The organism is Rathayibacter sp. AY1C4 (assembly GCF_002932195.1).
Lineage (GTDB): Bacteria > Actinomycetota > Actinomycetes > Actinomycetales > Microbacteriaceae > Rathayibacter.
On the sequence record NZ_PSWE01000020.1, the window covers coordinates 28,796 to 51,685 of the forward strand.

Below are 22,890 nucleotides of genomic sequence, written 5' to 3' on the forward strand. Positions count from 1 at the left end.
ACGCCGATCCGCTCGCACGCGGACCGCCGGCTACCGCTCAGCGGTGTCAGCCGCGGCTCGCTCCTCGCTCCGCTCGCCGCCCGCCCGCGGTCGGCCCGAGCGGGCGATCGCGTTCCGCAGCGCGTCCCGCGTCCGCGCTACGCCGATCCGCTCGCACGCGGACCGCCGGCTACCGCTCAGCGGTGTCAGCCGCGGCTCGCTCCTCGCTCCGCTCGCCGCCCGCCCGCGGTCGGCCCGAGCTAACGGTCGCGTTCCACAAAGCGTCCTACGTCCGCGCTACGCCGATCCGCCGGAAAGCGGATAGCCGGTCATCTCTCCCACCTTGCACGGGACGCCCTGATCGCTTGCCCGCGATCGGCCCGGGCGAGTGGCCACTTTCCGCAGAGGCGTACGCCCGCGCGTCGACGATCCGGCGGAACGATCGCCGGTCACCGCTCCTACCGGGCTCCTCACCGGGCCGCGATCGACGCGAGCGGGCGCACTCCACCAACAGGTGAAGCCTGCGCGGCCGCCACCACCATTCGCTGCAAGGCGGGAAGCCCGTCCCCACTCCGTCGCGCTCGCGCGCGGCGCACGACCACTCCCCCGTCGGCACAGGCGGAAGCCTCCCCCCGCAGTCGCGGCGGCGCATCGCGCCGCTCGCGCTGCGTACCCCGCCCCTCAGCCGAGGACCGGTGCTCGTCTCCCGGAGGGAGGCGGCGGATCGGGATCGCGGCCCCTCCGGCGTGGTGGGCGTATGGGCCGCAGGCCCATCGGGCAGAGGGGCCGCGATCCCGATCCGCCGCCGGCCCCCACCAGACCCTTCAGCGCCGGTAGTTCGGCGCCTCCACCACCATCTGCACATCGTGCGGGTGCGACTCCTTCAGCCCGGCCGCCGTGATGCGCACGAACTTCCCGCGCTCCTTCAGCTCGGGGATGGTGCGCGCTCCGACGTAGAACATCGACTGGCGGAGCCCGCCGGCGAGCTGGTAGGCCACGTTCGCGAGCGGGCCGCGATAGGGCACCTGGCCCTCGATGCCCTCGGCGATCAGCTTGTCGTCGGTGGGCACGTCGGACTGGAAGTAGCGGTCCTTCGAGTAGGAGGTCCGCTCGCCGCGGGTCTGCAGGGCGCCGAGGGAGCCCATCCCGCGGTAGGTCTTGAACTGCTTGCCGTTCTGGAACACGAGGTCGCCGGGGCTCTCCTCGCAGCCCGCGAGGAGCGAGCCGAGCATCACGGTGTCGGCGCCGGCGACGAGCGCCTTGGCGATGTCGCCGGAGTACTGGAGGCCGCCGTCGGCGATCACCGGCACGCCGGACTCGCGCGCGGCGAGGGACGCCTCGTAAACCGCGGTGACCTGCGGGACTCCGACGCCGGCGACGACGCGGGTGGTGCAGATCGAGCCGGGGCCGACGCCGACCTTGATGGCGTCGGCGCCCGCGTCGACGAGGGCCTGCGCCCCGGAGCGGGTCGCGACGTTGCCGCCGATGATGTCGACGCCGGCGAACGCGGAGTCGGACTTCAGGCGGCGGATGATGTCGAGCACGCCGGCGGAGTCGCCGTTGGCGGTGTCGACGACGATCACGTCGACGCCCGCGTCGAGCAGGGCGGTGGCGCGCTGCCAGGCGTCGCCGAAGAAGCCGATCGCGGCGCCGACCCGGAGGCGGCCCTCGTCGTCCTTCGTGGCGTTGGGGTACTGCTCCGACTTGTCGAAGTCCTTGACCGTGATGAGGCCGGCGAGCTTGCCCTGTGCGTCGACCAGCGGCAGCTTCTCGATCTTGTGCCGCGCGAAGAGGGCGATGACCTCGCTGTCGGGGATCCCGACGCGGCCCGTGATCAGGCCGGTGCTGGTCATCACGTCGCGGACGAGCGTGGTCGCCTTCTCGAACGGCGAGACGAAGCGCATGTCGCGGTTGGTGATGATGCCCACGAGCACGCCGGTGGAGTCGACGACGGGGAGGCCGCTGATCCGGTACTGGCCGCAGAGGTCGTCGACCTGGGCGACGGTGGCGTCCGGGGTGGTGGTGACGGGGTTCGAGACCATGCCCGACTCGCTCCGCTTCACCCGGTCGACCTGGTCGGCCTGGTCGGCGATGGAGAGGTTGCGGTGCAGGACGCCGAGGCCGCCCTGGCGGGCCATCGCGATCGCCATGCGCGCCTCGGTGACGGTGTCCATCGCCGCGGAGAGCAGCGGGGTCGCCACGCTGATGCGCTTGGTGAGACGGGAGGCCGTGTCGGCCTCGCTCGGGATGACGTCGGTGTGCCCTGGGAGGAGCATGACGTCGTCGTAGGTGAGTCCGAGGAATCCGAAGGGATCCGGCTGGTCCATCAATGCCCCTTAGCAGGTCGAGTGCGGGAGCCCGGAGAGGACGGGAGGAGTCCGCTCACGAGCGCCACGGTTGTTCGATCTTAAGCGCCGTGAGGCTCGCGGTATTCCTCGACGGCGCGGCCGCCGGGCCGCGGATGGGCGCTGGAGCGCTCTCCTCTCCCTCATAATGTCGTCACGCGTAAGTGCGGACGGTGAAACACCGCCGACACATGCGGAACGTATGGTCAACCAACGTTGTTTGACGACGGCGATTCGGGCGTGCCCGGAGACCCCATCCGTCTGTGCACCCTGACGAGAGGTAGACGTCTTGCTCACAGCCAGCCGTTCGATGCGCCGCCAGCGCTCGACGACCCTGCATCCGACGGACCGGGAGGCGCCCCGTGGATAGGAGACGCCCGAGGCTCCAAGACCGGCTCCTGGCCCTGGGTCTGCTCGCCGCGACCCTCACCGGGATCGCCGCGGCGGCCCCCGCCGCACTCGCCGCCACCACCGCCGACCAGTCGATCATCGCCTGGGTCCGCGTGCAGGGGACGAACGAGAACCTGACGGGGGTGACCGTCGAGATCGGAGGCGACGCCTCCGCGACCGTGACCACCGGCGAGGACGGCCGGGCCACGTTCCCCCTCGACGCCGCGGGCACCTACACGGTGACCGTCGACGAGGAGTCTCTGCCCGCCGACAAGGGCTACCCCGCCGCGGGTCAGAACCCGAAGCAGGTGAAGATCGTCGCCTCGCAGAACCAGATCGTGAACTTCATCGTCTCGACGGCCAACCCGAAGGGCTCCGGAGCGACCGTCCCGGTCCCGACGGACTCCGCGGCTCCGACGAGCCCCGCGACCGAGGGCACGACCGGCAACGACGCGACGAACCCCGACGGGACGTCCAACGCGGTGAACCAGCCGGTGTCGGCCGACACGTTCTGGATCATCTTCTGGCCGAAGGTCGTCACCGGCCTGATCTTCGGGCTCCTGATCGCCCTCGCGGCGATCGGCGCCTCGCTGATCTACGGCGTGACCGGCCTGAACAACTTCGCCCACGGCGAGCTGGTCACCTTCGGCGCGCTGATGGCGTACCTCTTCTCCGGGGTCTTCGGACTCCCGGCACTGCTGGCCATCCCGATCGCGGTGATCCTCGGCGGGGCCTTCGGCTTCGTCCAGGACGGGCTGCTCTGGAAGCCGCTGCGGAAGAAGGGCATCCAGCTCATCCCGCTGATGATCGTGACGATCGGCCTCTCGCTGGCCCTGCGCTACGTGTTCGTCTTCTTCTTCGGAGCCGACCGGCTCTCGCTCCCCAACAGCACCGCTCCGTTCTTCACGGTGCCGGAGCTCGGGATCAGCCTGAAGTTCACCGACATCGTCGGCGCCGTCGTCGGCGTCGTCTGCATCGTCGCCGTGGCCTACGTCCTCACGAAGACGAAGATCGGCAAGGCGATGCGGGCGGTCTCGGACAACCGGGCCCTCGCCTCCGCCTCGGGCATCAACGTCGAGCGCGTCATCCGCGTCGTCTGGGTGATGTCGGGCGCTCTCGCCGCGCTGGCGGGCGTCTACATCGGCTACTACCAGTCGCTGCGCTGGGACACGGGAGCGTCGATCCTGCTGCTGATCTTCGCGGCGATCACGCTCGGCGGACTCGGCTCCGCCTACGGCGCGCTGGTCGGCTCGCTCATCATCGGACTGATGATGAACATCTCGACGATCTGGATCCCGGAGAACCTCAAGTACGTGGCTCCGCTCGTTCTCATGATCATCATCCTCCTGGTCAGGCCGCAGGGAATCCTGGGCCGCAAGGAACGGATCGGCTAGGACACCATGAACCTCAACTTCATCTGGCTGGCGATCGGGCAGATCGTCGATCCCACTGTCGCCGCGTACGCGCTGGCGACCATCGGCCTGGTCATCCACTTCGGATTCACGGGGCTGCTCAACTTCGGACAGGCCGGCTTCATGGCGGTAGGCGGCTACGCCTTCGCCATCACCTCGGTCAAGTTCGAATGGCCCGTCTGGGGCTCCTTCCTCGCGACGATCGTCGCGGCGACCGTCTTCGCGCTCATCCTGGGCATCCCGACGCTGCGGCTGCGGGCCGACTACCTCTCGATCGTCACGATCGCGGCGGCGGAGATCATCCGGCTCTCGGTCAAGACCCCCGAGTTCTCGGCGATCACCGGCGGCTCGGAGGGCATCAACGGCGCGGCGAAGGCGTTCAACGACCTCAACCCGCTCCCCGAGGGCCGCTGGGGCATCGGCGTCCTCACCTACAGCCAGGACCAGTGGTGGGTGCGGATCGTCGGCTGGGGCCTCGTGCTCCTGGCCTGCCTCCTGGTGTTCCTCCTGATGCGCAGCCCCTGGGGCCGCGTCATCAAGGGCATCCGCGAGGACGAGGACGCCGTGCGCTCGCTCGGCAAGAACGTCTTCTCGTACAAGATCCAGGCGCTCATCCTGGGCGGCGTGCTCGGAGGCCTCGCAGGAGCGCTGTTCATCCTCCCCCGCTCGCTCCAGCCCGACAACTACGGCACCCAGCTCACGTTCTTCCTCTACACGATCATGCTGCTGGGCGGCGCCGCGACGGTCTTCGGACCCGTCGTCGGCTCGATCATCTTCTGGGTCGTCCTCGGTCTGACCGACGGACTGCTCACGCTCGGGATCGACACCGGGGTCCTCAACAACGACCTCATCCGCCTCACCACCGTGCAGACCGGACCCATCCGGTTCATCGTGGTGGGGGTAGCCCTCATGCTCCTGGTGATCTTCAGACCCCAGGGGATCTTCGGCAAGAAGAAGGATCTGCACTTTGCCTAAGACGCCGGTCTCGGACATCACCGAGGAAGCAATCGTCCCCGGGGTCAGGAAGAAGGACCCCATCGTCGTCGCCGACAACGTCAGCCGCCGCTTCGGCGGCCTGACCGCGGTCGACGTCGAGCACCTCGAGATCCCCCGCGGTTCCATCACCGCCCTGATCGGCCCGAACGGGGCCGGCAAGACCACGTTCTTCAACCTGCTGACGGGCTTCGACAAGCCCAACACCGGCAAGTGGAACTTCAAGGGCAAGAACCTCGCCAACGTCCCGGCCTACCGGGTGTCGCGGATGGGCATGGTGCGCACGTTCCAGCTCACCAAGGCGCTCGGCGGCATGACGGTGCTCGAGAACATGCTGCTCGGCGCGAAGGGGCAGAAGGGCGAGAACATCTTCACCTCGCTCATCCGCCCGCTGTGGTCGAAGGAGGAGGACTCGATCGAGCAGCGCGCGATCCGCCTGCTCGAGAAGTTCAAGCTGGACACCAAGCGGGACGACTACGCGTCGAGCCTGTCGGGCGGCCAGAAGAAGCTGCTCGAGATGGCGCGGGCGCTGATGTCGGAGCCCGAGCTCGTCATGCTCGACGAGCCGATGGCCGGCGTGAACCCGGCGCTGACGCAGTCGCTCCTGGGTCACATCGTGAACCTGAAGGACGAGGGCATGACCGTGCTCTTCGTCGAGCACGACATGCACATGGTCAACACGATCGCCGACTGGGTGATCGTGATGGCCGAGGGCAAGGTCGTCGCCGAGGGCCCGCCCTCGACCGTGATGAACGACCCGGCCGTCATCGACGCGTACCTGGGCGCGCACCACGACACCGACCTGGGCACGATCGAGGGCCAGCTCGAGATCGCCGAGGAGATGGACTCCGACCTCGTCCGCGAGGACGTGGAGCGGCAGGCGGAGCAGGCCGGCGTCCCGACGCCCGGCCACGACGCTCCGGCCGCCGGAACGGCGTCCCCGTCGGCCTCCGCGCCGACGAGCGTCGCCCCGACGACCGACGCCCCGGCCGTCGAATTCGAGAAGGACGAGAGATGACCGCCGACACGACGACTCCGAACACCCTCGAGACGCACGATCTGCACGCGGGCTACGTGCCGGGGGTCAACATCCTCAACGGCTCGAACGTCTACGTGAAGCGCGGCGAGCTCGTCGGGATCATCGGCCCGAACGGTGCAGGCAAGTCGACGCTGCTGAAGGCGATGTTCGGCCTGGTCAACATCCGCCAGGGCACCGTCCTGCTGAACGGCGAGGACATCACCGGCCTCAAGGCCGACAAGCTGGTGTCCAAGGGCGTGGGCTTCGTGCCGCAGAACAACAACGTCTTCCCGTCGCTCACCATCGAGGAGAACCTCGAGATGGGCATGTACCAGAAGCCGAAGCTGTACAAGGAGCGGCTCGAGTTCGTCACCGAGCTCTTCCCGGAGCTCAGCAAGCGGCTCAAGCAGCGCTCGGGGTCGCTCTCGGGCGGTGAGCGCCAGATGGTGGCGATGTCGCGGGCTCTGATGATGGACCCGTCGATGCTGCTGCTCGACGAGCCCAGCGCCGGCCTGTCCCCGATGCGGCAGGACGAGACCTTCGTCAACGTGCAGCGGATCAACCGCGCGGGCGTCTCGATCATGATCGTCGAGCAGAACGCGCGGCGGGCGCTGCAGATCTGCGACCGCGGCTACGTCCTCGACCAGGGCCGCGACGCCTACGAGGGCGCGGGCCGGGAGCTGATGAACGATCCGAAGGTCATCGAGCTCTACCTGGGCACGCTCGCGACGACCAACGAGGTCACCACGAGCACCCCGACCGTCGGCGGCTGACCCCCGCTGCGAAGGGCCCGTCGTCTCCGGACGGCGGGCCCTTCGTCGTTGCCGGGGCGCGGAGCGGGCGCGAGCGGGCCGAGGGGCCGGTGCGGCTCCGGGGCGGAGGCGGGGCCGCTCGCGCAGGGCGCCGGGCGGCTCGGAGACCACTCCGAGCAGGGCGGGAAGGCAGGCGGCTCGGTGCCCGGAGACGCGCCGGCACGGGGTGCCGCAGAAGGGAGGCGGGGGGGCCGCTCTCCCGGCGCGGACAGGCCTTCACCGGTCTCTCCGCGATGCCCGCCGAACCCCCGGGAAGTCGGCGGAACGGCGGGCCAGACCCTCGGTCTCCTGTCCGCGGGACGAGGGCAGGACAGCGAGAGTCTCTCCGCACCAGCGACACCCACGAGGGGGACAGGATATCGCCCTGCCTGCCGTAGTTTTGGGTACACGGGACAGCCATGCAGGGGGACGTCCCGCTCCCCTCTCCCCCGGTAGGGACCGCGATCGGCCGCCGATCTCCTCCCCTCCCCGCAGCGCCTCGAGCGCCGCGTCGTCCGCCTCGAAGGAGCCGACCATGAAGAGATACACCCCCGCCCCTGTGGAACTCGGAGCCGGCTTCGGCACCGGTGCGATCGGCGACTACGAGCGCTGGCGCGTCGTCGGCGTCTACGCCCAGGTCGTCATCGCCGAGACCACCGGCGGCAAGCGCCGCAACTACAGCCGTTCCTTCGTCACGTACCGCCTGGCGCAGGAGGCGGAGCTGCTCCGCGCCTCCTAGGCCCTCCGCACTCCACGAGCGCGCGTCCTCCCACTGGAGGGCGCGCGCTTCTGCGTTCCCGCTCGACGTCGTCGCTCCCGCCCGCGGTTCGGCAGGGCGCCCCCTCGAGGCCGGGAGAGGCGCTCGGAGGCGCGTACAGGCCGTCAGAGCCGCTCCTCCTCCCGGGTGGCTCCTCGACGCCACGCCGGGCCCTGGACGCCGCGGAGCCGTCCGCCCGCACCCGACAGCGGCCACCCTCCCGGACGACCGCCGCGCCTCGCTGCGTCCGCACGACCGGCGCGTCTCCTGCTCTCCGCTCCGGGAACGGCGGAGGGGCCCGGTCCGAAGACCGAGCCCCTCAGGGATGCGGCAGGAGCCGCGTCACCGCGTCGTCAGTTCAGCGAACCCTCGACGGTCTCCTCGAAGGAGGTGGTGTTGCCCGTGCCGTACTTGTAGATCGAGACCGAGGCCTCGCTGGTGTCGCCGTTCTCGTCGAACGAGATCGGGCCGGAGAGGCCGTCGTAGTCGACGTCCTCGCCGTCGGCGATGAGCTTCGCGCAGTCGGCGAAGGTCGTGCACTTGGTGCCGCCCTCCGAGACCGACATGAGGTTGTCGCGGATGGTCGCACCGTCCGTCGCCTTGCCCTGGAGCGCGGCGAGAGCGGTCAGGACCGTGGCGTCGTACGACTCCGGCGCGTAGCTGAACACGGTCAGCGCGTCGTTGCCCTGCGACTCGACGAGCGACTGCAGCTTGCCCTGGAAGTCCTCGGACGCCTGGACGCCCGGGTTGGTGAACTGGGCGCCGGCGATGTCGACGTTGGTGTCGGACTCGCCGATGACGCCGTAGTTGCCGTCCGTGCCGTAGAGCTTCGAGAAGTCGAAGCCCTTGGCCGAGAGCTGCTCCGCGATGGTCTTGATCTCGTCGAACGAGATGACGACCAGCGCGTCGGGGTTCGGGGCGAGGACCGAGGTCAGCGCCGAGTTGAAGTCGGTCGAGGCCGGCTCGAAGATCTCCTCCGCCGCGACGGATGCTCCGCCCGCCTCGAGGGTCTCCTTGATGTTCTTCTCGAGGCCGGTGCCGTACGCGTCGTTCATGTACAGGATCGAGACGTTGGTCTTGCCGTCGCCGAGGATCTTGTTGCCGAGGATGCGGCCCTGGAGCACGTCCGAGGGAGCGGTGCGCCAGTAGTAGCCGTCGTCGTCGTAGGTCGTGAAGTCCGGCGAGGTGTTGGCCGGCGAGATCTGGACGACGCCCGCCTGGGTCACCTGGTCGATGAAGGTCTTCGAGACGCCCGAGGACGCCGCGCCGATGATGGCGGAGACGTTGTCGGCGATGAGGGACGTGGCCGACTGCGTCGCGATGTCGGTCGTGGTGTCGCCCGAGTCCTTCTGCTCCACGTCGATCGTGATGCCGGCCTTGGCGTCGTTGATGTCGACGACCGCCTGGTCGACGCCCGCGATCTCGGGCGGGCCGAGGACGGCGAGGGTGCCGGTCTGCGGGAGGATCGTGCCGATCTTGAGGGACAGGTCGCCCGAGCCGCTGTCGCCGCTCGATCCGCTGTCGCCGCCGCCGGCGCAGCCGGCGAGGACGAGAGCGCTGGCGCCCAGAATGGCGACGCCGCCGAGGGTTGCCCGGAGGGACCGCGCGCGGGCCGAGCCGGCCTTCGCGTAAACGCCCATGTTGCTCCTTGAGAGGTGTGTGTCAGTGGGAGCGGCGCCGGTGGCAACCGCTCGGCCAACCTAACCTTCGAAGCAGCCGTGAACAATACAGGGGTGTTACCAATACGTTTCGCGACCGGATCGTTACCATTCCGCTGTCGCGCCGCGCCAGGACGACGCGTTCCGCAGATCAGACGGAGGATCGGCGCCGTCTGCGCTCCGCGGCGACGAGGTCGCCTGAGAAGATCGCCAGGGCGGCCCACACCAGCGCGAAGCCGATCCAGCGCTCGAGCGGCATCTCCTCGTGCAGGACGAAGGCCCCGACGAGGAACTGCAGGAACGGCGTCAGGTACTGCACGAAGCCGACGATCGACAGCGGGAGGCGCCGGGCGGCGCCCGCGAACAGGAGCAGCGGGACGGCCGTGACGATCCCGGCCGAGGCGAGGATGAGGGCGTGCCCCGTCCCCTCCGTCGTCAGGGTCAGCCCCACCGTGGAGCCGACGACCGCCAGCTGCACCACGGCGAGCGGCGTCAGCCAGAGCGTCTCGAGCGTCAGCCCGCCGACCGCGTCCACCGTGCCGCCGACGCGGCTCTTCACCAGGCCGTAGAGGCCGAACGAGAAGGCGAGGGCGAGCGAGATCCACGGGAAGGATCCGTAGCCCACCGCGATGACCAGCACCGCGACCGCGCTGACGCCCATCGCGGCCCACTGCAGGGGCCGGAGGCGCTCGCGCAGCACCAGGACGCCCAGCAGCACCGTGACCAGCGGGTTCATGAAGTAGCCCAGGGCCGCCTCGATGACGTGGCCCGTGGTCGTGGCGATCACGTAGACCTGCCAGTTGACGTAGATGAGCACGCCCGCGATCGCCATCACGCCGAGCAGGCGGGGGCGGCGCAGCAGCGCGCCGAAGGAGCGCCAGCCGCGGAGGACCGTGAGCAGGATCACGCAGAAGACGAGCGAGAAGAGCACCCGGAACGCGACGATCTCGAACGGCGAGGCCGGCGCCATCGCGATGAAGTAGAGGGGCATCGCACCCCAGAGCAGGTAGGCCGAGAACGCGAACAGCAGCCCCGTGCCGGACATCCCGCCCGGGCGTCCCGCCGCTCCGAGCGCCTCCACTCCTTCGCCGACGGGCACGTCCGAAGGGGACGGCGAGACGGCCTCGGCAGGGGTGCGGGAGCTGGTCACTCCCCCGATGCTACGCAGGCGCGGGGTGGGAGGACGGCCCCGCAGCGGGCGGATCAGGCCACTGGTCGCGAGGAGGACCGGGAACGACGGAAGGGCCCGCCGACCGAGGTCGACGGGCCCTTCCGAGGGATGCTGCCTAGCGGACGACGACCGCGAGGACGTCGCGAGCGGAGAGGACCAGCAGGTCCTCGCCACCGAACTTGACCTCGGTTCCGCCGTACTTGGAGTAGATCACCTTGTCGCCGACGGCGACGTCGAGCGGCACGCGGTTGCCGTTGTCGTCGATGCGACCGGGTCCGACGGCGACGACCTCGCCCTCCTGCGGCTTCTCCTTGGCGGTATCGGGGATGACGAGACCGGAAGCGGTCACCTGCTCCGCCTCGACCTGCTTGATGACGATGCGATCTTCGAGCGGCTTGATGGACACCGACACGGTTGACCTCTTTCTTGACGACGATGTGGGCGGAACGCGGTTCTGGCACACACGCTCCGAGAGTGCTAGATCCATCGTAGGGGCTCCGCTGGCACTCGTGCAATCAGAGTGCCAAGCGGGGCGGCGGACCCGCCGGGAGGCCGTGGCCTACCATGGCCGGATGCGACGCGACGAGCTGGTCGAGCTCCTCTCCCCCGAGGGCCTCCGGCTCCTCGACTCCCTCGACGGCTACCGGTCCGACGACCTGGTGCGCGCCGTGGCACGCCTCCGGGCCGCCGGCCACTCCCCCGTCCTCGTCGCCGCGGTGCTCACCCAGGCGAGGCTCCGGCAGAAGGCGGAGGCGAAGTTCGGAGAGTTCGCCCGCTCGATGCTCTTCACGGACGCGGGACTCGAGCAGGCGACGCGGCTGCGCGTCGCCGCCCTGCACGCCGGCCGGTTCGCCGCGGCGGGAGCGGCGCGCGTCGCCGACCTCGGCAGCGGGATCGGCGGCGACGCCCTCGCGATGGCCGCGATCGACCTGGCGGTCACCGCCGTCGAGGCCGACGAGGTCACCGCGACCCTGGCCAGCTTCAACCTCGCCCCGTTCCCCGCGGCGAGCGCCGTGCACTCGACGGCCGAGGCCTTCGACCTCGACGGCTTCGACGCCGTCTACCTGGACCCGGCACGCCGCACGGCGGGCCACCGCGAGACCCGCCGGCTCGACGATCCGGACGACTACTCCCCCTCGCTCGACTTCGCGTTCGGCCTGGCCGAGCATCGTCCCGTGGGCGTGAAGGTGGGTCCCGGCTTCGACCGCGAGCGCCTGCCGCGGGACGCCGAGGCGCAGTGGGTCTCGGTCGACGGGGAGCTGGTCGAGACCGGGCTCTGGTTCGGTTCTCTGGCGCGTCCGGGCGTGCGCCGCTCCGCTCTGCTGCTCGGCGCGACCGGCTCCTCCGAGCTCACCGCGGCGGGCGACAGCGAGGACGAGGAGGTCGGCCCCCTCGGCGCGTTCGTGCACGAGCCGGACGGCTCCGCGATCCGCGCGCGCCTCCTGGGCGAGCTCGCGCGCTCCAGCGGCTCGCGGATGCTCTCGCCCGGCATCGCCTATCTGACGGGCGACGATGCGGCCGCCTCGCCCTTCCTCCGCAGCTTCCGGGTCCTCGCCGAGCTGCCGCTGGACGAGCGCACGCTGGCGAAAGAGCTGCGCACCCGCGGCATCGGCGTGCTCGAGATCAAGAAGCGCGGGGTGGACGTCGACCCCGCCCGCTTCCGCAAGCGGCTGGGCCTCTCCGGCACCGGCAGCGCGGTGCTGATCCTGACGCGGATCGCCGGGCGCCACCGCGCGCTGCTCGCGGAGCGCGTCGAGCGGCCCGCGCCGGCTCAGTAGCCGGAGGTGCCGGCGGCGAGGGCGACCACGACGAAGACGAGGAAGACCGCCAGGTAGATCAGCGAGACGGCGATGCCGGCGAACCCGGTGATGATCGCGGTCAGCGCGAAGCCGCGCGCGGCCGGCTCGCGCCGGCGTCCGAGGAAGCCGAGCACGACGGCCGGAGCCGACAGCAGGAAGCCGAAACCGGCGGCGAAGAGCGTGATGACCAGGCCGACGATGCCGAGGATCATCCCGACGAGGCTCAGCGTGCGGGGGACGACGGGCGCCGGAGCGGCCGCGTAGGCGGCGGGGTGGCCGGGCGCGGAGGAGTAGGCGGGCGCCGAGGGGTACGCGGGCGGCGGCGGCGGCGACCCGTAGGCCGGCGGTGCGGAGTCGGCGAGCGGCACCGACGGCTGCGACGCGGCCGAGGGCGGAGCGGGCGGGGCCGGGGGGACGGGCGGGGCCGGCGGGACCGGGACGGAGCCGTGCTGCTCGTCGGAGCCGGGGCCGGGACGGGTGCTGTCGTCGCTCATGGCGCGAGTCTAGCCAGCACCCGGGCGGCGGCGGAGGGGTTCCGTCCGCTCACGCGGGCAGGTAGCCGCCGTCGCGCAGGTCGCCGACGAAGGCCGTCCAGGCGAGGTAGGCGATCACCGCGAGGACGATCGCGAGGTAGCCCAGCACGAAGCCGGCGACCGCGAGACCGCGGCCGCGCTGTCCGGAGCGTCGGGCCTGGGCGAAGCCGATGTGGCCGAGGACGATGGCGGCGGGCGCCAGCCCCAGCAGTCCGCACACCAGAGCCGCGACCGCGAGCGGATTCATCGGCGGGCGGCGGGGCGGGAGACCGGGGTAGGGATCGGCGGCGGCCGTCGGCGGCGGGTAGGCCGCCGACGGCTCGCCGAGCGGAGGGGCGAACGGCGCGGGCGCCGGTCCGGTCTGCGGTCCGGGCGCGGTGTCGTCGGTCACGGTGTCCTCCTGGTGGTGCGGGCGCCCCCGAGCCTCGGAGGCGTGTCGATCAGTACCCGGTCGAGGGCATGGTCGCCGCGATCGAGAAGAGCGCGACGAACGAGATGATGGTGATGATGATCGCGACGAAGCCGATGATGACGGCGGCGAGGGCGAGGCCGCGGCCCTTCTCCCCCGTGCGCTTGATCTGCGACAGGGCGATGAAGCCCAGCACGATGCCCACGATGGAGACGAAGAACGAGGCGATGAAGCCGATGATCGCCAGGATGTTGTAGCGGTCGGACGCGGGCGTGTACGGAGTGGTCATGGAAATCCCCCAGGGTCAGGAACGAGCGGATGCGGCCAAGAGTGGCAGTGGCACGATCCGCCTGTCAAAAAGCTGGACGGCGCTTGCGCGGCCCGGCCGCCGCCCGGTAGAGGCCTCATCGGACCTGGATCTCGGTGACCGGGAGGGTCGAGTCGGCCCCGAAGCCGAGCCCCGACGGCGGATGCCCCGCCTCGATCAGCTGCGCCGCCAGTGCGGCGATCATCGCGCCGTTGTCGGTGCAGAGCGAGAGCGCCGGGATCCGCAGGGTCACTCCCGCGGCCGCGCACCGCTCCTCCGCCAGCGCGCGCACCCGGGCGTTGGCGACCACGCCGCCGCCGAGCAGGAGGCGCGGCACGCCCCGGTCGCGGCAGGCGGCGAGCGCCTTCGTGAGCAGCACGTCGGCGACCGCCTCGCGGAAGCTCGCCGCGACGTCGGCCACGGGCACCTCCTCCCCCGCGTCCTGGCGCTTCTCGACCCAGCGGGCGACCGCGGTCTTCAGCCCGGAGAACGAGAAGTCGTAGCGGTGGCGCTCGAGGTCCTTCGGCAGGCTGAGCCCGCGGGGGAAGCGGATCGCCTTCGGGTCCCCGTCCGCCGCCACCCGGTCGATCTGCGGTCCGCCCGGATAGGGCAGGCCCAGGACTCGTGCCACCTTGTCGAAGGCCTCGCCGGCGGCGTCGTCGATGGTCTCGCCGAGCAGCTCGACGTCCGATACCAGATCGCGCACGTGCAGGAGCGAGGTGTGCCCGCCCGAGACCAGCAGCGCGATCGTCGGCACCTCGACGGGGCTGCCCTCGCTGCCGTCGGCCCGGAGGACGTCGGCTCCCACATGTCCGACGAGGTGGTTCACGGCGTAGAGCGGCAGGCCGAGCGAGACGGCGAGCGCCTTCGCCGCTCCGACGCCGACCATGAGTGCGCCCGAGAGCCCCGGTCCGCTGGTGACCGCGATCGCGTCCAGGTCGCCGAGCGCGACACCGGCCTCGGAGAGCGCCGCCTGCAGGGCGGGCTCGAGCGCCTCCAGGTGCGCCCGGGCGGCCACCTCGGGCACGACGCCGCCGTAGCGGGCGTGCTCCTCCATCGAGGAGGCGATGGTGTTCGAGAGCAGCGTCGTGCCGCGGACGATGCCGATCCCCGTCTCGTCGCAGCTGGTCTCGATGCCGAGGACGAGGGGTCCGGTGCTCACGGGGTCTCCTGGGTCGGGGTCGGCGGCCGGCGCATCACGATCGCGTCCACTCCGTCGGGCTGGTAGTAGGCGGGGCGGACGCCGATCTCCTCGAAGCCCTCCGAGCGGTAGAGGGTCTGCGCGGCGGGGTTGTCGGCGCGGACCTCGAGGAAGACCTCGCGGGCGCCTCGCTCGCGGGCCGCCTCGAGGAGCGCGCGCAGCAGTCGGCGGCCGAGGCCGGTGCGGCGGACCCGGGCGACGACCGCGATCGTCTGCACGTCGCCCTCGTGGGCGCCGACGGGGCAGAGGAGCCCGGCGTAGCCGACCACCTCGCCGTCCTGCTCGGCGACCAGGTACCGGGTGTGACGGCTCCGGATCTCCTCCGCCATCATCCCGCGCGACCAGGCGTCGCCGGCGAACTCGGACTCCTCGATCGCCATGACGGCGTCGAGGTCGTCCGCCTGCGCGTCGCGGAGCATGGCCTCGCTCATGCGGTCACCCGCTTGGGGCCGGCCGACAGCGTGACGTCGGGCGAGCGGAGGTAGAGGGGCTCGTCCGCGGCACCGGGCCGACCGGCCGCGCGCAGGCGGGCGGCCACGACTCCGAGCTCGCCGGCGGAGACCGACTCGGCCTCCAGGCGCGGGAGCTCCGGATGCGGGAGGGCCGGCGGCTTGTCCAGGCCCGGGCCGGCGAGGCGGACGGGGAGTCCCTGATCGTCGAGCCCGTCGTAGGCGCTCCAGTACAGCTCGCGACGACGGGCGTCGGTGACGACGAGGAAGCCGGCGGCGCGCCCGTGCCGCAGCGCGGCGAGCGCGATCGCGTCGTGCGAGACCACGGGGAGGGTGGGGACGCCGCGGCCGAGCGCGAAAGCCCGGGCGGCGGCGATCCCGACCCGGAGGCCGGTGAAGGGGCCGGGGCCCATGCCCACGGCGACCGCCTCGATGCCCCCGGGAGCCACGTCCGCCGCCTCGAGCGCCTCCTGGATCAGCCGGCCGACCACCTCCGCGTGGCGCATGGTGTCGGTCTCGGTGCGCTCCGAGCGCACGGCGCCCGCGGAGTCGACGACGGCGACGGAGGTTCCGGAGGAGGTGTCGATCGCGAGGAGCACGCGTCCAGGGTACCCGCGGGCTCAGCTCCAGCCGGTGCCGCGGAAGCGGACGGTCCGCGGCTCGATCGGCTCCTCGCCCTCCTCGGCGTCGGAGCCGGCGGTCGGCCGCTCGATGACCACGTCGAGCCAGGACTCCGCGACGCCGTCCAGCATCCCGGCCCCCCACTCCACGACGATCACCGAGCGCGCCGGATCGAGGTCGAGGTCGTCGAGCTCGACCGGCGAGCCCACGCGGTAGGCGTCGACGTGCACGAGCGGCGGCCCGTCGTGCAGCGGCGGATGCGTCCGCGCGATCACGAAGGTGGGGCTCGTCACGGGACCCCGCACGTCGAGGCCCTCGCCGAGCCCGCGCGTGAAGGTCGTCTTGCCCGCGCCGAGCGGCCCGGTCAGCACCAGCAGGTCGCCGGCGCGCAGCACTCGGCCGAGCTCGCGGCCGAGCTCCGCCATGGCCTCCGGATCGGCGACCTCGACGACACGGTCCGCGAACCAGGAGCGCTCAGGCACGGCCGTCCGCCGCGCTCAGCAGCCGCCGCTTAACCCGCGGCCCGAGCCGGGTGACCAGCTCGTAGTTGATGGTGCCGCACCACCGCGCCCACTCGTCTACCGAGGGGACGCCGGTCGTCGGGTCGCCCCAGAGCGTCACCGGGTCGCCCGTCGCGACGCTCGCATCCCCCACGTCGACGACGAACTGGTCCATCGCGACCCGCCCGGCGATCCGGTGGCGGCGGCCGCCGATCGAGACCTCCGCGACGCCGGAGGCGCTCCGCGGGATGCCGTCCGCGTAGCCGAACGGCACGAGCGCGAGGGTCGTCCCGCCCTCGGCCCGCCAGGTGTAGTCGTAGCTCACGCCGGTCCCGTGGGGCACCCGGCGGACGCCGGCGACGCGGCCCTGCAGCGTCATCGCCGGGACGAGCCCGAGCTGGAGCGAGGTCTCGTCCTCGAACGGCGAGAGTCCGTAGAGGGCGATGCCGCTGCGCACCATGTCGAGGCGGGCCTCCGGGAGGCGCAGCGCCGCCGCCGTCGCCGCGAGGTGCAGGACCGGCGCCTGCACCCCGTGCGCCGCCAGCACGGCCTCGGCGCGGCGGAGGAGCGCGAGCTGGGCGAGGTCGTCCTCGCGCGAGGTGTTGGACAGGTGCGAGAACAGCCCGGTGAGGTGGACGGTGCCGCGAGCGCTGTGACGGGCGAGCGCCTCCGCCAGGTGCGGCCACTCCTCCTCCGCGGCGCCGTTGCGACTGAGGCCCGTGTCGACCTTGAGCTGCACGGCCGCGCGCACGCCGCGGTCCTCCGCCGACTGCGCGAGCGTGTCGAGCTGGTCGACGGAGGAGACGGCGACGTCGATCGAGTGCTCGAGCGCCGCGTCGAAGTCCTCGCCGGGGTCGTGCAGCCAGCAGAGGATCGGAGCGACGACGCCTGCCTCGCGCAGGGCCACGGCCTCCCGCAGCTCCGCGGTGCCGAGGGCGTCCGCGCCGCCGTCGAGCGCCGCCTGCGCCGCGGCCAGGGCGCCGTGCCCGTAGCCGTTGGCCTTGACGACGGCCATGAGCCGTCGGGCACCGGTGAGCTCGCGCAGACGCGCGGCGTTCGCCGCCATCGCGTCGACGTCGATCACCGCCTCTCGGTACGACGCGGGGACGCTCACGACTCGGCCACCACGAACGCGCAGGCCACGCCCGCGTCGTGCGTCATCGAGAGGTGCACGCGCGTGATCCCGCGCGCCTCCGCGGCCGCCCGGGCCGGGCCGTGCAGCGCGAAGGACGGATTCCCGTGCTCGTCCCGCTCGACGACCATGTCGTGCCAGCGGGCGCCCACGGAGTCGCCGAGCGCCTTGATCAGCGCCTCCTTGGCGGCGAAGCGGCCCGCCAGCGAGGCGACGGGGAGCGAGCGTTCGCTCTCGGCGAACAGCCGGTCGCGGAGCCGGGGCGTGCGCGTCAGCGAGCGCTCGAAGCGCGCGAGGTCCACGACGTCCACCCCGATCCCCACGATCACGGCTCGATCACTCGACCGTGACCGACTTGGCGAGATTGCGCGGCTGGTCGACGTCGAGGCCCTTGGCGGCGGCGAGCTCCATCGCGAACATCTGCAGCGGGGTGACGGCGAGCAGCGGCTCGAACAGCGGGTCGGCGAGCGGGATCGGCACGACCTCGTCGGCGATCTGGATCGCGGCCGTGTCGCCCTGCTCCGCGATCGCGATGACGCGGGCGCCGCGGGCCTTGATCTCCTGGATGTTCGAGATCACCTTGCGTTGCAGCTCGTACGACTCGCTCGGGCTCGGCACGATCACGAAGACGACCTGGCCAGGCTCGATCAGTGCGATCGGGCCGTGCTTGAGCTCGCCCGCCGCGAAGCCCTCGGCGTGGATGTAGGCGAGCTCCTTGAGCTTCAGCGCGCCCTCGAGCGCCACCGGGTAGCCGACGTGGCGGCCGAGGAACAGCACCGCACGGGTATCGGCCATCCAGCCGGCCAGCTGGGCGATGTCGTCGGAGGCGTCGAGCACGCGGGAGAGCTTCTCCGGGATCGCGGCGAGCTGAGCCGCCTGCGAGGCGACGAGCTCGGTGGAGGCGGCACCGCGCACCGCGGCCAGGTGCAGCCCGAAGAGGTAGAGCGCCGCGATCTGGGCGACGAAGGCCTTGGTCGAGGCGACCGCCACCTCCGGGCCCGCGTGCGTGTAGAGCACGGCGTCCGACTCGCGCGGGATCGTCGCGCCCTGGGTGTTGCAGACCGAGAGCGTCTTGGCGCCGTGCTCGCGGGCGTACTTGACCGCCATCAGCGTGTCCATCGTCTCGCCGGACTGGCTGATCGAGACGACGAGGGTGCGCGGGGTGAGCACCGGGTCGCGGTAGCGGAACTCGTGGCTGAGCTCGACCTCGACGGGGACGCGCGCCCACTTCTCGATCGCGTACTTGGCGACCATGCCCGAGTAGGCGGCCGTGCCGCAGGCGATGATCGTGATGCGGTCGATCTCCGTCAGCACCGGGCCGAGCGCGTCGAGCTCCGGCAGCGTGATCGCGCCCTCGTGGATGCGGCCGCGGAGCGTGTTCGCGACGGCCTCGGGGCCCTCGGTGATCTCCTTGGCCATGAAGCTCGACCAGCCGCCCTTCTCGGACGCCGACGCGTCCCAGGCGATCTCGAACGGCTCGGTCTCGACGGGGTTGCCGAAGAAGTCGGTCACCGTGACGAGCTCCGGGGTGATCGTGACGATCTGGTCCTGGCCGATGGCGACCGCGCGGCGGGTGAACTCGACGAACGCCGCGACGTCGGAGCCGAGGAAGTTCTCCCCGTCGCCCAGGCCGATCACGAGCGGCGAGTTGCGGCGCGCGCCGACGACCACGCCGGGCTGGTCCTGGTGCAGGGCGAGCAGGGTGAACGCGCCCTCGAGGTGCGCGACGACGGCCTGGAAGGCGAGCACGAGGTCGCCGGTGCGGCGGTACTCGCGGGCGATCAGGTGCGCGGCGACCTCGGTGTCGGTCTCGCTCTCGAAGACGGCGCCCTCGGCGAGCAGCTGCTCCTTGAGCGGCTGGAAGTTCTCGATGATGCCGTTGTGGATGACGGCGAGCCTGCCCTCGTCCGCGAGGTGGGGGTGGGCGTTGCGGTCGGTCGGGCCGCCGTGCGTCGCCCAGCGGGTGTGGCCGATGCCCGTGGTGCCCTCGGCCAGCGGGTGCGCTTCGAGGTCGTCGACGAGGACGCTGAGCTTGCCCGAGCGCTTGCGGCTGTCGAGCTGCCCGTCGGCGTCGATCACGGCCACGCCGGCCGAGTCGTAGCCGCGGTACTCCAGACGCTTCAGGCCCCCGAGCAGCACGGCCAGGCTGTCGCGCTCACCGACGTATCCAACGATTCCACACATGCGCTCGATTCTAAGCGGCGCGGAGGCGCCTCCCGCGGCGTCGGGCACCCGGCGGGGCGGACGCTAGGATCGGTCCCCATGCCGTCGTCTCCTCGCGATCCCGCGCGCGACGCGCACCCCTCCCCCTTCGTCGAGATCGTCCGCTCCGACTGGGCCGAGCTCGCCCGCACCACGGAGCTGCCGCTGTCGGAGACCGAGGTCGTGCAGCTGCGGGGGCTGGGCGACCGGCTGAGCCTCACCGAGGTCGCGGAGGTCTACCTGCCGCTCTCGCGCCTGCTGAGCCTGTACGCCGGTGGCGCGCGGCACCTGCACCGCGCGACGAGCACGTTCCTCGGGGAGCGCGCGCAGCCGACTCCGTTCGTGATCGGCGTCGCGGGGTCGGTCGCGGTGGGCAAGTCGACGATCGCGCGCCTGCTGCGGGAGCTGCTCGCCCGCTGGGAGGACACGCCCCGCGTCGAGCTGGTGACCACCGACGGCTTCCTGCTGCCCAACCGCGAGCTGGAGCGCCGCGGTCTGATGAGCCGCAAGGGCTTCCCCGAGTCGTACGACCGGCGGGCGCTGCTGCGCTTCGTCTCGGAGGTGAAGGGCGGGGCCGCGGAGGTGCGCGCGCCGTTCTACTCGCACCTCTCCTACGACATCGTCCCCGACGCCGAGATCGTCGTGCGGCGGCCGGACGTGCTGATCGTCGAGGGCCTGAACGTGCTGCAGCCGCCGGTGCCCGGTCACGGCCTGGCGGTGAGCGACCTGTTCGACTTCACCGTCTACGTCGACGCCCGGACCAGCGACATCGCGCGCTGGTACGAGGAGCGCTTCCTCACCCTGCAGCAGGGCGCGTTCGCGAATCCGAACTCCTACTTCCACCGCTACGCGGCGCTCAGTCCGGACGAGGCCCGTGAGCGCGCGCGGAGCATCTGGGCCGCGATCAACGAGCCGAACCTGCTGCAGAACGTGCGCCCCACCCGCTCCCGCGCGAGCCTGGTCCTCCGCAAGCAGGCCGATCACACGGTCTCCTCGGTCCTCCTCCGCAAGATCTGACCGCGCCCCCGGTCGCTGTTCGCCGCCGCGCGCACCGCGCAGCCACCGACCTCGAACCCCTTCACCGCACGATCGGCGCAGGCTCGCCACCACCCACGAGCCGTCAGCGTGAATCGCGTGCCAAGCGATTCACGCGCGGCGAACGCGACCCGCTCCACCCGCGCAACCACCTCGCGAAGCCGATCGCGAGGGGCCGCGCAAGGAGCGGCCCCGCAACGAACACCGCCGCGTGCCAAGCGATTCCCACGCGGCGAACGCGCCCCGCTCCACCCATCGTGACCACCTCGCCAAGCCGACCGCGAGGAGCCGCGCAGGGAGCGGCCCAACCCACGAGCCGTCGTGGGAATCGCGTGCCAAGCGATTCACCCGCGGCGAACGCGCCCCGCTCCACCCATCGCAACCACCTCGCGAAGCCGACCGCGAGGGGCCGCGCAGGGAGCGGCCCCTCAACGAACACCGCCGTCGTGGGAATCGCGTGCCAAGCGATTCACCCGCGGCGAACGCGCCCCGCTCCAGCCATCGCAACCACCTCGCGAAGCCGACCGCGAAGGGCCGCGCAGGGAGCGGCCCCCGTAACGAACACCGCCGTCGTGGGAATCGCGTGCCAAGCGATTCACCCGCGGCGAACGCGCCCCGCTCCACCCATCGCAACCACCTCGCGAAGCCGACCGCGAAGGGCCGCGCAGGGAGCGGCCCCGCAACGAACACAGCCGCGTGCCAAGCGATTCACCTGCGGCGAACGCACCCCGCTCCACCCATCGCGACCACCTCTCCAGGCCGACCGCGAGGAGCCGCGCAGGGAGCGGCTCCTTAAGAGCGCAGCCGCTCGAGCACGACCGCGGCGAGCGATTCGGCGAGGCGGTCGGCCGTCTCCTGCGTCTTCGCCTCGACCATGACGCGCACCATCGGCTCGGTGCCGGAGGGGCGCAGGAGCACGCGGCCGTCGCTGCCGAGCTCGGCGGTGGCGTCGGCGACGGCGGAGGCGATGACCTCGTCGTCGCGGACGCCCTCGCGGTCGACGCCGCGCACGTTGAGGAGGGTCTGCGGGAAGACGGACATGACTGCGGCCAGGTCGGCGATCGTGCGTCCGGTCCGGGCCATCTCGGCCGCGAGCTGGAGGCCGGTGAGCACCCCGTCGCCGGTGGTGGCGTAGCGGCTCATGATGACGTGGCCGGACTGCTCCCCGCCGAGCGAGTAGCCGCCGTCGTTCATCGCCTCGAGGACGTAGCGGTCGCCGACCGCGGTCTCGATGACGCGGATGCCGGCGGCGCGCATGGCGAGCTTGAGGCCGAGGTTGCTCATGACGGTGGCCACGAGGACGTCGTCGCGCAGGGCGCCGCGGCGGGCCATGGCTGTCGCGAGGATCGCCATGATCTGGTCGCCGTCGACGATGCGGCCCTCGGCGTCCACTGCGAGGCAGCGGTCGGCGTCGCCGTCGTGGGCGATGCCGATGTCGGCGCCGGCCGCGCGGACGGCGTCGGCGACGTTGTCGAGGTGGGTGGAGCCCACTCCGTCGTTGATGTTGAGGCCGTCGGGGTCGTTGCCGATGACGGTGACGGTCGCTCCGGCGTCGGTGAACACTTGGGGCGAGATGCCGGCGGCGGCGCCGTGCGCGCAGTCGATGACCACGTGCAGGCCGTCGAGACGGGTGCCCTCGAGGGATCCGAGCAGGTGGAGGACGTAACGGTCCTCCGCGTCGGAGAAGCGGGTGATGCGGCCGACGTCGGCTCCGGTCGGCGTGAGCGGGGGGACTCCGAGGGCCGCTTCGATGCGGTTCTCGAGCTCGTCCGGGAGTTTGCGTCCGCCTGCGGCGAAGAACTTGATGCCGTTGTCGGCGGCGGGGTTGTGCGAGGCCGAGATCATCACGCCGAAGTCGGCGTTCTCGTCGGCGATGAGGTAGGCGGTGGCGGGCGTCGGGATGACGCCGGCGTCGAGCACGTCGACTCCAGCGCTCGCGAGACCCGCCGCGACCGCGGCTCCGATGAACTGCCCGGAGATGCGGGGGTCGCGGGCGAGCACGGCGACGGGCCGACGGCCCTCGGCCCTGGCGGCCGCTCCGAGTACACGGGCGGCCGCCTGGGCGAGGCCGAGAGCCAGGTCGGCCGTGACATCGCGATTAGCGAGGCCACGGACGCCGTCTGTTCCGAACAGGCGCGGCATGGTGCGCAGTCCCTTCTCGAGCTGCTGGTCGTGCGGCCGTCAGGCC

22 protein-coding genes are annotated in these 22,890 nt (G+C 71.7%); 7 read left to right on the plus strand and 15 right to left on the minus strand.

Features of this window, described 5'->3' with window-relative positions; translation table 11 throughout:
• Nucleotides 1-803: 803 nt before the first annotated feature.
• Entirely contained in the window at nucleotides 804-2,306 is a 1,503-nt protein-coding gene (guaB, locus tag C5C99_RS11300) for an IMP dehydrogenase (protein ID WP_104340086.1), read from the minus strand.
• 380 nt (nucleotides 2,307-2,686) lie between these two features.
• On the opposite strand from guaB, the gene C5C99_RS11305 reads away from it, so the two are divergent.
• The 5 genes from C5C99_RS11305 (at nucleotide 2,687) to C5C99_RS11325 (ending at nucleotide 7,667) form a co-directional block, all read left to right on the plus strand.
• Nucleotides 2,687-4,108, plus strand: coding sequence for a branched-chain amino acid ABC transporter permease (locus C5C99_RS11305; protein WP_104315143.1), 1,422 nt, complete (start codon nucleotides 2,687-2,689; stop codon nucleotides 4,106-4,108).
• A gap of 6 nt (nucleotides 4,109-4,114) precedes the next feature.
• A complete protein-coding gene (locus tag C5C99_RS11310) occupies nucleotides 4,115-5,101 on the plus strand; it encodes a branched-chain amino acid ABC transporter permease (RefSeq protein ID WP_104224731.1) in 987 nt (328 codons plus the stop codon).
• Nucleotides 5,094-6,137 (plus strand): ABC transporter ATP-binding protein, encoded by a 1,044-nt coding sequence (locus C5C99_RS11315; RefSeq protein ID WP_104224730.1) that lies wholly within the window; start codon nucleotides 5,094-5,096, stop codon nucleotides 6,135-6,137. Before C5C99_RS11310 ends, C5C99_RS11315 begins: the two co-directional genes overlap by 8 nt.
• Complete coding sequence (locus C5C99_RS11320) at nucleotides 6,134-6,910, plus strand: ABC transporter ATP-binding protein (RefSeq protein WP_104224729.1); 777 nt, start codon at nucleotides 6,134-6,136, stop codon at nucleotides 6,908-6,910. Before C5C99_RS11315 ends, C5C99_RS11320 begins: the two co-directional genes overlap by 4 nt.
• Before the next feature lie 553 nt (nucleotides 6,911-7,463).
• Nucleotides 7,464-7,667 carry a hypothetical protein gene (locus tag C5C99_RS11325; protein ID WP_146076626.1) on the plus strand — a complete coding sequence of 68 codons (204 nt, stop codon included), beginning with the start codon at nucleotides 7,464-7,466 and terminating at the stop codon, nucleotides 7,665-7,667.
• Nucleotides 7,668-8,038: 371 nt separating this feature from the next.
• On the opposite strand, the gene C5C99_RS11330 is transcribed toward C5C99_RS11325, so the two are convergent.
• The 3 genes from C5C99_RS11330 to groES form a co-directional block, all read right to left on the minus strand.
• Nucleotides 8,039-9,325: an ABC transporter substrate-binding protein gene (locus C5C99_RS11330; RefSeq protein WP_104234163.1), complete on the minus strand. Its 1,287-nt coding sequence runs from the start codon at nucleotides 9,323-9,325 to the stop codon at nucleotides 8,039-8,041.
• Between the two features lie 169 nt (nucleotides 9,326-9,494).
• Entirely contained in the window at nucleotides 9,495-10,388 is an 894-nt protein-coding gene (gene rarD / locus C5C99_RS11335; protein WP_104224726.1) for an EamA family transporter RarD, read from the minus strand.
• 241 nt (nucleotides 10,389-10,629) lie between these two features.
• Entirely contained in the window at nucleotides 10,630-10,926 is a 297-nt protein-coding gene (gene groES, locus C5C99_RS11340; RefSeq protein ID WP_097167691.1) for a co-chaperone GroES, read from the minus strand.
• 160 nt (nucleotides 10,927-11,086) lie between these two features.
• Here groES and C5C99_RS11345 point away from each other — a divergent pair, with 160 nt between their 5' ends.
• A complete protein-coding gene (locus tag C5C99_RS11345; protein ID WP_104251055.1) occupies nucleotides 11,087-12,292 on the plus strand; it encodes an SAM-dependent methyltransferase in 1,206 nt (401 codons plus the stop codon).
• Here C5C99_RS11345 and C5C99_RS11350 read toward each other — a convergent pair.
• The 10 genes from C5C99_RS11350 to glmS form a co-directional block, all read right to left on the minus strand.
• Nucleotides 12,286-12,807, minus strand: a complete 522-nt coding sequence (locus tag C5C99_RS11350) for a DUF4190 domain-containing protein (protein ID WP_104308780.1) — start codon at nucleotides 12,805-12,807, stop codon at nucleotides 12,286-12,288. The two genes, C5C99_RS11345 and C5C99_RS11350, sit on opposite strands and share 7 nt — an antisense overlap.
• A 49-nt stretch (nucleotides 12,808-12,856) precedes the next feature.
• Complete coding sequence (locus C5C99_RS11355) at nucleotides 12,857-13,237, minus strand: DUF4190 domain-containing protein (protein ID WP_104234159.1); 381 nt, start codon at nucleotides 13,235-13,237, stop codon at nucleotides 12,857-12,859.
• A gap of 49 nt (nucleotides 13,238-13,286) precedes the next feature.
• Entirely contained in the window at nucleotides 13,287-13,544 is a 258-nt protein-coding gene (locus tag C5C99_RS11360) for a DUF4190 domain-containing protein (RefSeq protein WP_104225014.1), read from the minus strand.
• 115 nt (nucleotides 13,545-13,659) lie between these two features.
• The gene (gene tsaD, locus C5C99_RS11365) at nucleotides 13,660-14,724 is read right to left on the minus strand and encodes a tRNA (adenosine(37)-N6)-threonylcarbamoyltransferase complex transferase subunit TsaD (protein WP_104340087.1); all 1,065 of its coding nucleotides are present in this window, start codon (nucleotides 14,722-14,724) and stop codon (nucleotides 13,660-13,662) included.
• Entirely contained in the window at nucleotides 14,721-15,194 is a 474-nt protein-coding gene (rimI, locus tag C5C99_RS11370; RefSeq protein ID WP_104340088.1) for a ribosomal protein S18-alanine N-acetyltransferase, read from the minus strand. Before rimI ends, tsaD begins: the two co-directional genes overlap by 4 nt.
• The gene (gene tsaB / locus C5C99_RS11375; RefSeq protein ID WP_104225011.1) at nucleotides 15,191-15,811 is read right to left on the minus strand and encodes a tRNA (adenosine(37)-N6)-threonylcarbamoyltransferase complex dimerization subunit type 1 TsaB; all 621 of its coding nucleotides are present in this window, start codon (nucleotides 15,809-15,811) and stop codon (nucleotides 15,191-15,193) included. The genes rimI and tsaB overlap by 4 nt, the downstream gene beginning before the upstream one ends.
• Before the next feature lie 21 nt (nucleotides 15,812-15,832).
• Entirely contained in the window at nucleotides 15,833-16,258 is a 426-nt protein-coding gene (gene tsaE / locus C5C99_RS11380) for a tRNA (adenosine(37)-N6)-threonylcarbamoyltransferase complex ATPase subunit type 1 TsaE (RefSeq protein WP_104227417.1), read from the minus strand.
• 49 nt (nucleotides 16,259-16,307) lie between these two features.
• Nucleotides 16,308-17,417 carry an alanine racemase gene (alr, locus tag C5C99_RS11385; protein WP_258063686.1) on the minus strand — a complete coding sequence of 370 codons (1,110 nt, stop codon included), beginning with the start codon at nucleotides 17,415-17,417 and terminating at the stop codon, nucleotides 16,308-16,310.
• Between the two features lie 26 nt (nucleotides 17,418-17,443).
• Nucleotides 17,444-17,794, minus strand: coding sequence for a holo-ACP synthase (locus tag C5C99_RS11390; RefSeq protein WP_104225009.1), 351 nt, complete (start codon nucleotides 17,792-17,794; stop codon nucleotides 17,444-17,446).
• A 7-nt stretch (nucleotides 17,795-17,801) separates the two neighbouring features.
• Complete coding sequence (glmS, locus tag C5C99_RS11395) at nucleotides 17,802-19,649, minus strand: glutamine--fructose-6-phosphate transaminase (isomerizing) (protein ID WP_104227413.1); 1,848 nt, start codon at nucleotides 19,647-19,649, stop codon at nucleotides 17,802-17,804.
• 78 nt (nucleotides 19,650-19,727) lie between these two features.
• On the opposite strand from glmS, the gene coaA reads away from it, so the two are divergent.
• On the plus strand, nucleotides 19,728-20,684 hold the full coding sequence (gene coaA, locus C5C99_RS11400) for a type I pantothenate kinase (RefSeq protein WP_104234153.1): 957 nt from the start codon (nucleotides 19,728-19,730) through the stop codon (nucleotides 20,682-20,684).
• Nucleotides 20,685-21,494: 810 nt separating this feature from the next.
• On the opposite strand, the gene glmM is transcribed toward coaA, so the two are convergent.
• A complete protein-coding gene (gene glmM, locus C5C99_RS11405; RefSeq protein WP_104340090.1) occupies nucleotides 21,495-22,844 on the minus strand; it encodes a phosphoglucosamine mutase in 1,350 nt (449 codons plus the stop codon).
• Nucleotides 22,845-22,890 lie beyond the last annotated feature (46 nt).